Below are 12,471 nucleotides of genomic sequence, written 5' to 3'. Positions count from 1 at the left end.
TAACAGGGAGGCAAAGTTCGTGGAAATATTACTGGTGTTATTAGTTATTTTAGGAGTTATATATATTTTCAAACTCAAGAAAGATCTAAAAAAGAGTGAAGAAGAGCTGGAAAATCATAAAAATCTTGAGAGAACATTTGAGCAAATGACATTCATAGAGCTTGAGGAAAAAATTGAAGATAAAAAGAATGAGTTATCGGATACTGAAAAACAACGACAGAAAATAATAGATGATAACCAAAAATTGCATGAAAATAAAAAGAAAGAAATTTCCAAGATTGAGAGCGAACGAGATCGTTTGATTGATAAGAACCAAAAGTTGGCGAAGGAAAAGAAAAGAAAGGAAGAAGAAGTAAATGTACTAAAAGAGGCTATTGATATACTCAAAGAAGACGTTGAACTCCAAGAATTTGGGATTTATAAACCAAAATTTGATTTTGCTAATTCTCTAATTTACAAAGATAAGCTGAAAAGTTTGAGAGATGTTCAAAAAGAAATGGTGAAAAATAAAACGGCTGTTTTGTATTCAAATAATTGGACCGTAGATGGCAGTAAATCCAAAGGTAAGAAAATGATGAATAATAATATCAAACAAATCTTAAGGTCCTTTAACAATGAATGCGATGTTTTAATAGGAAAAGTCACCTATAAAAACATAGATAGTATAAAGAATCGTATACAAAAAATATATGATCAGTTAAACAAATTGAATGAAACCCAAGCTCTTTCTATAACTCCGAGTTATTTAGAATTGAAATTTAATGAATTATACCTAGCTTTTGAGTATGCTAGAAAAAAAGAAGAAGAGAAAGAAGCTCTAAGGCAACAACGTGAGAAAGAACGCGAGGAAAAAGCACTACAGAAAGAAATTAACGACAAGAAAAAAGCTGTGGATAAAGATATAAAACATTACAATAATCTAATAGAGATATTGATGGAAAAAATCACGCAAGACATATCCGAAGAAGAAAGAAAGAGTATTGAAGAAGAAATTGCGAATATAAAAAATAATATAGATAATAAAGAAAAAGAAAAAGAAGAGTTGGATTACAGAGAAGCTCATTCAAGTGCGGGATATGTATATATAATAAGTAATATAGGTGCATTTGGTGAAAAGGTGGTTAAGATTGGTGTAACACGCAGACTAGATCCTATAGAACGAATCAAAGAATTGAGTAGTGCATCAGTACCTTTCACATACGATGTTCACGCATTGATATTCAGCTACGAAGCCTATGATCTGGAAGCAGAGCTGCATCAGTATTTTGATGAATTTAGATTGAATAAAGTTAATACGCGAAAGGAATTCTTCAAAGTTTCAATAGATCAAATTGAAGATAAACTAAAGGAGTACGGAGATTTGACTATCGATTTTAAAAGAACAGCAGATGCCGAAGAATATCGCGAATCCCTAGCTATGGGAAAAGGGAAAGCCGTTAATAATATGGTGTAGTTTCCAATTGGTCATTGAAGCGAAACTTGGGTAAGCGACTATTTTATAATGTTAATCAATCTCAAAAGGATTATGTAAAAAAGACATTTTAAAAATGTCTTTTTCATTTATAATTTTCTGTAGTAGCTCCTTATCTTCTCCATCATCAACTGTCTTCTTTCCTTGAGAAACTCCTGAAAATCTCCAGCATCCATTTCATAGATAGATGCGGGGATACAGTTCATACTAAGATTTTCTTCGAGTTCCTCTTCACCTAATAGTTCACCAATCACATATTTCTGATTTTCAATCTGCTTCTTGACTGTCTCCATGTATTGCGCAGGTGGCTGATTGCTGAGTGCGAGGTTCACTGTCTGTTCTGTGTAGACGTAGTTGGCAATCTGGTTGTAGATGGAATAGTGGTCGAAGCCGTTCTTCTGCAGGTAGTTCTTCGGGAACACATGATGCACATCTCCCCGTTCTTCTATCAGCTGCTGGACCCTGATTGATTTGGACAGGAAGGCGTAGTCGTTGTCATGGATCTGCGCCATTACATACAGGTTGAAGAATGGGCTGTTGGACGTGGATGTTTCCAGGTTTTCGAGGAATGTGTTTTCCCAAAATGCATCGGAAAGTTCACCGTTCTCGACGGATTTAATGACGTCAAGCGGGTTTTCTTTTGCGAAGTGCTTGATATCGGCAGAAAAGCGGCTTTCAATGGAGCTTGAATACCGCTCGGTCAAGGTGGATGCGACGATCCATTTCCTGACGGCGTGGTTGATGTCTGATGAAGAGTAGTTCTGTTTCTTCAACAGCAGATAAAGTGCATAGGCGAAGTTCAGTACGGTGATTGACCGGACGATCTTCTTATCGATCATGCCGGCTGATTTGACGATCATGAGGAATCGCTTGAAGTTCGTTTCATCGACAAACTGCATCACGCCGTCCTTCAGGTCGGCGAAGGATGATTCGATGATTTCATCCTTGAATTCCCGTGTCTCGAAATCTCTTCCCGACAACAGGCTGACGAGGTTGGAGAGGGGACCGCGCAGGAACTTGAATGTATAGGCGACCCGCAGGACGTCTGAGTAGCTCGGCTGGTAGATGTTGCTGTTGTAGTCCTTGAGCCACTGTATCTTCCTGAAGGCATCTGTCTGTGAGAACTCTGCATCATTCGCACGGATGTTCTCAAAGATATTCGGATGTTCGATGAGGTGGGAGAAGTAGTCGATGGTCTTCCGGATGATTGGGCCGTCATGCTGGCTGTTCACCGATATTTTGGACATGACGAAGTCGGCCTGGCTCAGGCTGACGCCTGTGGAGTTGATGCGGATGAAAATTTCCGTCACCATTTTGATATCCAATGTATGGTTCAAGTCTATGATGCCAAGCGTACTATGACGGATGTTGATCAGACGCTGGATGATCCGGTTCAGTTCATCGGGGTTCATGCCAGGGTTGTTGTTGCAGTACTCCGTTGTTGCAGTACTCCGTAATGAAATGGAATGAACTGAAGGTGGGTTTGAATATATCTGCGATATCCGGAATCCACCTTTTATCTTTCAGTATCGCCGAGTTCTGCACTTCAAACTTCTCTTTCTCCGGATGGAAGGCGATTTTGATCCGCTTCTTCTTGTACTTCCCATCCAGCACTTCATGCCCTGAAATGGCAGCCATGAGGGCAGTGACACGCTGCTGCCCATCGATCAGTATCTTCTTCCCGTGTGAAACGGTGCCATCCTTGAGCCGTGCATCGGGATTCTGCCATGTAATGATGTAGCCGATGGGATAGTCCTTATATAGGGAGTCCAAGAGATCGCGGACTTTCGTCGCACTCCAGACGAACGGGCGCTGGATTTCAGGGATCGCGACGATGCCTTCATCTATCCAGCCGAGCAGGGCGTTTACTGTACTGTTGTTCACATTATAGTTGGACATAGTGGACATCCTTTACGAGTATGGTTAATTTTATGATACCAAAAATCCCCAATACTGAAATAATAATCTGAAAATTTTATTGATGGATAAATAATTATAAAAACCGTGAAGGGTGATGAGGTCCTTCACGGTTTTTATGTATTGAAATTATATCTTCTATTATTCACATCCACATGATTTTCTGACCACCATTGATGCCGGAAGCTCAATATTTTCTACATGCGCCTCTCCATCTATAAGTTTCGACAAAGATTCGAAGGCTTTGGTACCTATTTCCTCAGGAGGTAGTACCATGTTGGTAATCGGTGGAGCGGTTATAGCAGCGGATGGTGAATCACCAAAGCCAATCAAGGCGATGTCCTCGGGTACCTCCAGTCCCAGTTCCTTCAGCTTGGAAATGACTCCGATGGTCATGAGGTCGTTCTGAATAAATAGAGCAGTGATGTCCTTTTCCTTCTTCAACAGAGTTTCTGCAGCTTTTGCACCGCCTTCGACGGTAGCGTAACCGAGTTCGAGGTGGTCTTCATCGTAGGGGATTCCATTTTCCTTCAAGGCTCGCCGGTATCCATTCAGACGCCCTTCGGTGGTGGATACATTCGGCACAGCATAGATGACGCCGATGTTTCTATGACCGTGTTGGATGAGGTGTGTGGTGGCATCATAGCCGACCCTGAAGTTGTCGCCGGTGACGCGTGGCGCATTCTTCACTACAGGATTGTACCGGTTGACGAGGACGATTGGCATGGATTCGGTAAAATCATTCAGGTAGCCAATGTCATTGGAAGTGGGGGAAAGTATGATGCCGTCGACCATCTTCGAATAGAGCAGATTGATCGTCTTCTTTTCGTATTTCTCATCCTCATTCGTATTGACCAGCAGCAGGCTGTACCCCATCTCCCGGGCCTTCTGTTCGACGCCGTAGATCATTCCATTGACGAAGGAGTCGGTGAAGCTGGAAACGACCATCGCTGCGGTCTTGGTGGATTGTGTCCGGAGGTTCTTGGCGGTCGAATTGGGCACATAGTGATACTTCTCGATGATCTCAAGTACCTTGGACCGCTTCGGCTCGGTGATGTTCTTCGTTCCATTTATTACATGCGAAACGGTCGCTACGGACACCCCGGCTTCCTTCGCTATGTCTTTCATCGTCACTTTCATGATATTTCTCCTCAATGCATATTGTCATATACAGTCGTTTAGAGCCATTCTATGCGACTTTCAAGCATTAATCAATCTGGTTGTGTGTATTACTCAGAATCGAAACTTTAAAATATTCTGTAATTTATGTTGACATATAAAGCGTTTTCATAGTAACATGCGGTTATCAGGTTAAACGATTAACCACTAGGAGGATGAATATGACTGAAACAACTTCTATACCAAAAGAAAAGATCGACCTCATCAAGGAAAAGGCGAAGATGTCCCGTCTTGAAACAATCCGCATGATTTCCATGGCGAAGAGCGGGCACTACGGTTCTTCATTTTCCAGCTCGGAGATTTTTGCAACGCTCTACTATCATGTGATGAACTACGATCCGGAAAACCCGAGATGGAAAAGCAGGGATAGATTCGTAATGGGGAAAGGACACTCTGCAGTCGGCGTCTACTCGATTCTTGCTGATGTCGGCTTCTTCCCGAAGGAGGAACTCGATACCTATACACAGCTCGGCAGTGCTTTCGGTGACCACCCGGATATGAACAAGATCAAAGGAATCGACTTCGGCTCCGGTTCAATCGGACACGGACTGTCAGTAGGTGTCGGCATGTCACTCGGTGCACGCCTCGACAATGAAGATTACAGATCATTCATCCTGATGGGTGACGGCGAACTTCAGGAAGGCCAGGTATGGGAGGCGGCCATGAGTGCAGCCAACTTCAAACTCGGCAACCTCGTCGCAATCGTCGACAACAACAAGGTTACTGTGGACGGCAATACCGCCGAACTGATGGGAATTGAACCGATCAAGGACAAATGGGAGAGCTTCGGGTGGAATGTGATAGAGATTGACGGCCATGACGTCGAAACACTCGTCGATACATTCGATAACCTTCCAGCAGCGGATTCCGATGTACCGACTGCGATCATCTGCGACACGGTTGCAGGCAAGGGCGTATCCTTCATGGAGCATGGCTATGAATGGCATGTGGCGAACCTTGGCGAAGATGACATCAAACGTGCAATCGAAGAAATCGAAGGAGGACAATAATAATGACTGAACAGACAACCTTCCATAAAGATACTTGGGAACTGTATAAAAGCCTTGAAATGTCAAAACAGCTGACGTCCGGCCCGACGCTGGCCGAACTCGCCGACGACCACCCGGAAGTGGTGGCGATGAGTTCCGACCTCAGCAAACCGACAGGATTGTGGCCGTTTGCGAAAGCTTATCCGGACAGATTCTTCAACTTCGGCCTGGCGGAGAAGAACATGGTGACAGCTGCTGCCGGACTGGCCTCGACCGGGAAGGTGCCATTCGTCTCGACATATGCCTCCTTCCTCGGTGTACTTGCTGCTGAGAACATCCGTACGGCAGTCGCCTACCCGAATCTCAATGTCCGTCTGATCGGTACGCACACGGGCATCGCAATGGGATTCTATGGCACATCCCACCATGCAACCGAAGACATCTCAATCACAAGGGCCATGGCAAATATGACGGTCATTTCACCGGCTGACGGTGTGGCACTGTCCGAAATGATCAAGGAGTCCGTTGAAAGCTATGAAGGACCGATATATTTCAGGGTCAGCCGCGGCAGGGAAGAACCTGTATATGAAAAAGGCGAGCGGGTTCAGAACAGGATCGGCAAGGCGAATATTCTGAGAGATGGATCCGATCTGACAATCATCGCATGCGGCATCGAAGTCCTGCAGGCGCTGAGGGCTGCAGATCAACTGAGTGAGAAAGGCATCGAGGCGCGTGTCATCGATATGCATACCATCAAGCCGATGGATGAACAGGCTGTGCTTGAAGCGGCACAGGACACAGGTGCGGTCCTTACTGTCGAAGAGCACAACATCATGGGCGGCCTCGGTAGCGCGGTTTCGGAAGTATTGATGGAATCTGGTGTTCCATGCAAGTTCAAGCGGCACGGATTCTACGATGAGAATTCACTGATCGGCAAGCCTTACTACCTGTACAAGCACTACAAGCTGGATGCTGACGGCATCGCTTCTGTTGCACAGGAGTTTTTGAACAAGTAACTGCAATAGGCCGGAATTTCCGGCCTTTGGATATATCATGGATAGGGAGATGTAAAAATGGATTTCAGCGGAAAAGTGGCTCTGATTACCGGCGCCGGTTCGGAGAAGGGCATCGGCAGGGCGACGGCAGTAAAATTGAGTGAACGTGGCGCGACTGTCATTGTGGCAGACGTCAATGAAGCAGGTGTAAAGCAGGTTGCCGAAGGCATCCGGAATGAAGGTGGAAATGCAGAAGGCATCACCATGGACATCACTGACCAGAGCAGGGTGGCGGATGCAGTCAACACCCTGGTGGAGAAGTATGGGAAGATAGACATACTTGTAAATAATGCAGGAATTTCAAGGCCGACACGTGTACTGGATATCCCCGAAGATGAATGGGATCTCGTATTCAACATCAATATGAAGGGACTCTTCTTCGTCACACAGTCAGTCCTCAAGTCCATGAAGGAAAATGAATATGGCAGGGTCATCAACCTCAGTTCCGTGTCCGGCAAGCGCGGCGGCGGCATATTCGGCGGATCCCATTATTCCGCGGCCAAAGCTGGCGTGACTGGATTCACAAAAGCGATTGCACGTGAGATGGCGGAATTCAACATTACATGCAACACTGTAGCACCGGGCCTTGTCGGAGGTACGAACATTACAGGTGGCCTCCTGACAGAAGAGGCTGAAAAGCAGATCATAGAAGGCATTCCTTTGAAACGTGTTGGGGAAGTCGATGATATTGCGCATTCGATTGCTTTCCTGGCGTCAGAAGGTGCAGGCTATATCACAGGAGAGGAACTGGACATCAACGGCGGATCACATATAGACTGATGTCATTGGAAGTGGGAGACTTCAACCGGTCTTCCATCCATTCCTTTTAAAACGTTTGTAACCGTTTACATATTTTCGAAGAGGCATCTGTAAGAATCAGTGGCAGGCAGGGATGCAGATAGGAGGTAAGTATGAAATTTCTCAAGATACTAATGATGGGCGCAATTGCCATTTTGGCAGTGGCCGTTTCCTATGTTTTCTTTTCGGAAGGCGAGGCGGTGGAGTCGGAAGACAAGGTGATCATCCGATTCGCCCATGGCCAGCCCGAAAACAATGAAAGGCATGCGGCTGCCCTGCGTTTCAAAGAACTGGTGGAGGCACGTTCGGAGGATATGGAAGTGCTCATCTATCCGAATGAACAGCTGGGCTCTGAAGCGGAAATGATCGAGAGTGTCACATTGAATGACCTTCAGATGGTGGCAGCGAGTGCGTTCAGCCAATACGACCAGAGCATCAGCATCTTCGAACTGCCCTATCTGTTCGACAGTTATGAAGAGGCATGGGAAGTGCTGGATGGAGATGTGGGGCAAGACGCAGCTGCACCTTTGCTTGAAGACAACTTGAGGATCATCGCCTATTTTGAAAATGGCATCCGCCATGTAACTGCGAACAAGCCGATCGAATCTACGGAGGATTTCAGAGGGTTAAACATCAGGACCCCTGAATTCCCATTGTCGCTTGCCACTTTTCAGGCGCTTGGTGCCAATCCGACGCCGATGGCATTCGGGGAACTGTATATGGCTCTGCAGCAGGGGACCGTTGATGCGCAGGAAAACCCGGTATCGAATGTATATGCGAGCCGCTTCCAGGAAGTGCAGCAGTACCTGAATATGACGGCGCACCAATACATGGCGCTCCCTGTCGCGATCAGTGATGATTTCTGGAATTCCCTGTCCAAGGAGCAGCAGGACATCGTGGAATCGAGTGCGAAGGAAGCGGCACAATATCACAGGAATCTTATTGTCGAGAATGAGGAAAAGACATTGGAGGATCTGAAGGAAGAGGGCATGGAAGTGGTACGGCCTGATACCGAACAGTTCCGTGAGCAGACCAGACCGGTCTATGACAGCTATCGTCAGCAATTTGGCGGCGAAGTGCTGGACAGGATTCTGGAACAGCTTGGGAGGAATAAATGATGAAAGTGCTTAAATGGCTGGATGAACACTTTGAAGAATACATCTTGATCGCCTTGAGCATCTTCACTGTCGTCGTCATATTTTCTCAAGTCGTAATGCGGTACGTTTTCAACAGCTCGTTGTCATGGTCCGAGGAAATCGCAAGATACGGATTCATCTGGCTGATCTATATCGGTGTCAGCTATGGAGTGAAGAGACGAAAACACCTCAGGGTCGATGCCATCACCATGCTTTTCGAAGAGAAGGGGACAGCGGTCATCAAGATGATCGCAAACATACTTTTTCTCATATTCGCCTTGGTGGTCGCCTATTACGGTGTGGATATCGTGACGAAAATTACGAGGGAATCAGCCGCCCTCCAGATACCGATGGAATATGTATACGCATCCCTTGCGTTCGGAATGGTATTGACATCCATCAGGCTCGTTCAGAACATCATCCTCGATTACAGGGCCATACAGGATGCCGGCCGGAAAAATGAGAGTAATGAATCGAGAGGGAGGACGCCATGACATCATTCATACTTTTTGGGAGCTTCTTCCTCTTTCTGCTGCTGTCGGTTCCGATAGCCATTTCCTTAGGACTGGCTCTTGTCATAACAGCACTTTATTCACCGAACCTCACACTCACCTTCCTGTCCCAGAGCATGGTGACCTCAACAGACAACTTTGCGCTGATGGCCGTCCCATTCTTCATACTGGCAGGAGAGATCATGGGCAAAGGCGGCATCTCTTCACGGCTGTTTGATCTGGCGAATGTATTCGTCGGCAGATATACCGGTGGTTTCGCCATGGCTGCAATCCTCACCAGCATGTTCTTTGCGGCGATTTCAGGCTCAGGACCTGCCACAGTCGCGGCGATCGGCGGGATGCTCATTCCTGCCATGGTCGCCCAAGGATATGATAAAAGATTCGCCACATCTGTCATAGTGGCTGCGGGATCACTCGGCATCATCATCCCCCCGAGCATCCCTCTCGTCCTATATGGTGTGTCCGGCAGCCAGTCCATAGGAGACCTCTTCATCGGGGGTATCATACCAGGGATATTCCTTGGTCTGATCATGATGGTTTATGCGTATTTCCATTCCAAGAAGAAGGGATATTCAGGGACCGGGGAGAAGATCAGCATTAGAAAAGTCATACATGCCATGAATGAAGCAAAATGGTCGATTCTGATTCCCGTCATCATCCTTGGTGGCATATACGGCGGCATATTCACCCCGACTGAAGCAGCGGTTGTCGCCGTAGTGTATGCAACGATAATCAGTCTCCTCGTCTATCGGGAGATGAGCTTCAAGGAATTTCCTGCCGCTGTAAGGGAAGCGGCCCTCAACTCAGTGGTCATCCTTGTCATCATCGGAATAGCGAACGCTTTCGGTACGGTATTGTCGATGGAAAGGATTCCGCAAGTCGTCGCTGAAGGCTTCCTCTCGATTACACAGAATGAAGTGATGCTGCTCATCTTGATTGTCATCCTTCTTCTGGTCATTGGGTTGTTCATGGACACTTCCGCAGCAGTCATCATATTCACGCCAATCCTGTTGCCGATGGCAATAGAACTTGGAGTGAACCCGATTCACTTCGGAATCGTGATGATCGTTGCCCTGGCTGTCGGTTTCATCACACCGCCACTCGGGGTCAACCTCTTTGTAGGCTCGAGCATATCCGGGCTGAGTGTACCTGTACTTGCCAAGGCAGTAATGCCGTTCTTCTTCGTACTGCTGATTGGACTGATCATCATAGTGCTGGTACCGCAGCTTACGCTACTGTTGTTGTAGAAGTAAAAGAGGCTTGGATTTTATCCAAGCCTCTATTTTCATACCTATATCTGCTGCTCCTGCTTTTTCGCGCTTTCCACTCTGCCGATCGAACTCTTTGCGAGTCCGATGATGACCATGTCATCCATCGGCGGGTTGTGGAGGCCGGCACGGACATTCCTGTAGTACCGTTGCATCTCGTTGTCTGCAGACAGGCTCTTTGCTCCGACGACGCGCATGGAGAGGTCAACGGCTTCGACGGCCTTGTTGACGATGGAGGTCTTGACGGCACCGAGTTCGCTGCCCATCCTACCTCTTTTCGCTTCATCGCTTTCATCCCACTGCCTGGCAACGGAATAGAGGAAATGCTCCGATTCCATCAGCAGCATCTCGATGCGTCCGAGCTTCTCCTGGACATTCGGCAGCTCTGAAATGGTGCCTTTGATGCTGTTCGGGGAGTAGGTGGTCGCAAATTCCAATGCCGAATCCTGCGCGGCGCGTGCAATGCCGAGGTAGCACGCCGGGATGTGCAGCAGCCATCCGGCGGGATCCTTCTTGCCAAGTGTGCGGTAGGAGACGAGGTCTTCTTCCTGTACGCGCACATTCTCCATGATGAAGTCGTGGCTGCCGCTTGCGCGCATGGCGACGGAGTTCCATGTCTCATCGATGCGGACGCCCTTGAGCGTGCTGTCGACGACGAAGTTGGCGACATCGTCACTGCCTTCGATTGAGGCGCTGACGACACCGTACTTCAATATCGGTGACAGTGTGGCGAATGTCTTCCTGCCGTTCAGAATCCATCCGTCACCCTCTTTCCTCGCGGTGGTTTCGGGTCTGCCGCCGCGTGTCGGGCTGCCGGTTGCCGGTTCTGTGGCCAAGTTGTTGATGAGTGCACCGTTCTCGATCACATCTGCGACGACCTTCTTATACTTTGCGTCATCCCAAGCCTTCTTCTCTCCAAGGTCCATGATGATGCCCATATGCCACCCGATGGATAGGGCGGTGGCACCGTCATATTTCGCGATGATCTCCTGGTGCTTCATCAGTTCGTGCAGTGAGATGCCGCCTCCGCCGTATTCTGCGGGTACGGACAGCTGCGGGTAGCCGATCTTCTTCAGCGCTTCGAAATTCTCGAAGGGGAAGGTGACGTTCTCATCGTGTTCCTGTGAAGTCTCTTTGAATTTCTTGGCTGTTTCTTCTATTAAATGGAAGCGTTCATTCATTTCAAGGTCCTGTAATGTTTCCAAAGTGATACTCCTCTCCTAAAGCATATCTATAACATCATAATTTCTTCATTATTCCACCAAAGATACTCTTTTTCAATAGTCACGTGTAATGATATACTTTAAATTCCCATTTGACAAGTCGGGAATAATAGTTATAATGAAGCGTATCATTTTAATTTACAGACTACATAATGGGAGAAGGTGTGTCATGTGCTGAATATAGAGAATCTGAATCTGTCTTTTGGGGAACACAAGGTGCTGGATGATATCAGCCTCGAAGTCAAAAAGGGCGAGGTAATCACATTCATCGGACCGAGCGGTACGGGGAAGACGAGTCTGCTCAGGTGCATCAACCTGCTGGAGAAGCCGGAGAGCGGCCGCATCACCCTGGGGGGTCTTACGTATGATTTCGGTGCGATAACGAAGAAGGAGACGCTCAACCTCAGACGGAAGACGGCGATGGTCTTCCAGCAGTATAACCTGTTCAAGAACAAGACGGTGCTGGAGAATGTCATGGATGCCCAGATTGTGGTTCAGAAGAAGTCGAAGAAGGCGGCGCATGACAAGAGCATGAAGGAGCTCGCGCGGGTCGGCCTCGACGGGAAGGCGGATGCGTATCCGCATCAGCTCTCGGGTGGCCAGCAGCAGCGGGTGAGCATCGCAAGGGCTCTGGCTGTGGAACCGGAAGTGATCCTTTTTGATGAGCCGACTTCGGCACTCGATCCTGAGCTGGTCGGCGAGGTATTGAAGGCGATTGGTGAAGTCGCGAATTCGGGCATGACGATCATCCTTGTGACCCATGAGATGTCATTCGCCAAAGACATATCCGACCGTGTCATCTTCATGGACAAGGGCAGGGTGGCTGAAGAAGGGCCGCCGGAGCAGATATTCAACCATTCTGAAAGTGCGCGGACCCAGCAGTTTTTACGCAAGTTCTATACAACAACCCATTAAAAATTATA

The 12,471-nt window shown here is 47.5% G+C and carries 12 protein-coding genes; 8 read left to right on the top strand and 4 right to left on the bottom strand.

Annotated elements, in window-relative coordinates; all coding sequences use genetic code 11:
• The first annotated feature begins 19 nt into the window (after positions 1 to 19).
• Positions 20 to 1,453 carry a DUF4041 domain-containing protein gene (locus tag RQP18_RS11845; protein ID WP_342387889.1) on the top strand — a complete coding sequence of 478 codons (1,434 nt, stop codon included), beginning with the start codon at positions 20 to 22 and terminating at the stop codon, positions 1,451 to 1,453.
• 107 nt (positions 1,454 to 1,560) lie between these two features.
• On the opposite strand, the gene RQP18_RS11840 is transcribed toward RQP18_RS11845, so the two are convergent.
• From RQP18_RS11840 to RQP18_RS11830, 3 genes are all read right to left on the bottom strand, one after another.
• Complete coding sequence (locus RQP18_RS11840) at positions 1,561 to 2,883, bottom strand: DUF1524 domain-containing protein (protein WP_342387888.1); 1,323 nt, start codon at positions 2,881 to 2,883, stop codon at positions 1,561 to 1,563.
• The gene (locus RQP18_RS11835) at positions 2,870 to 3,370 is read right to left on the bottom strand and encodes a DUF262 domain-containing protein (protein ID WP_342387887.1); all 501 of its coding nucleotides are present in this window, start codon (positions 3,368 to 3,370) and stop codon (positions 2,870 to 2,872) included. Before RQP18_RS11835 ends, RQP18_RS11840 begins: the two co-directional genes overlap by 14 nt.
• A 159-nt stretch (positions 3,371 to 3,529) precedes the next feature.
• Entirely contained in the window at positions 3,530 to 4,528 is a 999-nt protein-coding gene (locus RQP18_RS11830; RefSeq protein ID WP_342387886.1) for a LacI family DNA-binding transcriptional regulator, read from the bottom strand.
• 200 nt (positions 4,529 to 4,728) lie between these two features.
• Between RQP18_RS11830 and RQP18_RS11825 the strand changes: the two genes are divergently transcribed.
• The 6 genes from RQP18_RS11825 (at position 4,729) to RQP18_RS11800 (ending at position 10,304) form a co-directional block, all read left to right on the top strand.
• On the top strand, positions 4,729 to 5,577 hold the full coding sequence (locus RQP18_RS11825) for a transketolase (protein ID WP_342387885.1): 849 nt from the start codon (positions 4,729 to 4,731) through the stop codon (positions 5,575 to 5,577).
• A 2-nt stretch (positions 5,578 to 5,579) separates the two neighbouring features.
• Positions 5,580 to 6,572, top strand: a complete 993-nt coding sequence (locus RQP18_RS11820; RefSeq protein WP_342387884.1) for a transketolase family protein — start codon at positions 5,580 to 5,582, stop codon at positions 6,570 to 6,572.
• Positions 6,573 to 6,629: 57 nt separating this feature from the next.
• Positions 6,630 to 7,391 carry an SDR family NAD(P)-dependent oxidoreductase gene (locus RQP18_RS11815; RefSeq protein WP_342387883.1) on the top strand — a complete coding sequence of 254 codons (762 nt, stop codon included), beginning with the start codon at positions 6,630 to 6,632 and terminating at the stop codon, positions 7,389 to 7,391.
• A 131-nt stretch (positions 7,392 to 7,522) separates the two neighbouring features.
• Positions 7,523 to 8,527, top strand: coding sequence for a TRAP transporter substrate-binding protein (locus RQP18_RS11810; protein ID WP_342387882.1), 1,005 nt, complete (start codon positions 7,523 to 7,525; stop codon positions 8,525 to 8,527).
• On the top strand, positions 8,524 to 9,039 hold the full coding sequence (locus RQP18_RS11805; protein ID WP_342387881.1) for a TRAP transporter small permease: 516 nt from the start codon (positions 8,524 to 8,526) through the stop codon (positions 9,037 to 9,039). The genes RQP18_RS11810 and RQP18_RS11805 overlap by 4 nt, the downstream gene beginning before the upstream one ends.
• Complete coding sequence (locus tag RQP18_RS11800) at positions 9,036 to 10,304, top strand: TRAP transporter large permease (RefSeq protein ID WP_342387880.1); 1,269 nt, start codon at positions 9,036 to 9,038, stop codon at positions 10,302 to 10,304. Before RQP18_RS11805 ends, RQP18_RS11800 begins: the two co-directional genes overlap by 4 nt.
• Positions 10,305 to 10,348: 44 nt before the next feature.
• Here the strand turns inward: RQP18_RS11800 and RQP18_RS11795 are convergent, their stop codons facing one another.
• The gene (locus RQP18_RS11795; protein WP_342387879.1) at positions 10,349 to 11,530 is read right to left on the bottom strand and encodes an acyl-CoA dehydrogenase family protein; all 1,182 of its coding nucleotides are present in this window, start codon (positions 11,528 to 11,530) and stop codon (positions 10,349 to 10,351) included.
• Positions 11,531 to 11,719: 189 nt separating this feature from the next.
• On the opposite strand from RQP18_RS11795, the gene RQP18_RS11790 reads away from it, so the two are divergent.
• Positions 11,720 to 12,463, top strand: coding sequence for an amino acid ABC transporter ATP-binding protein (locus RQP18_RS11790; protein WP_342387878.1), 744 nt, complete (start codon positions 11,720 to 11,722; stop codon positions 12,461 to 12,463).
• The last annotated feature ends 8 nt before the right edge of the window (positions 12,464 to 12,471 follow it).

Source organism: Salinicoccus sp. Bachu38 (assembly GCF_038561955.2).
Classification (GTDB): domain Bacteria; phylum Bacillota; class Bacilli; order Staphylococcales; family Salinicoccaceae; genus Salinicoccus; species Salinicoccus bachuensis.
This window is presented reverse-complemented; position numbering and strand designations above follow the sequence as displayed.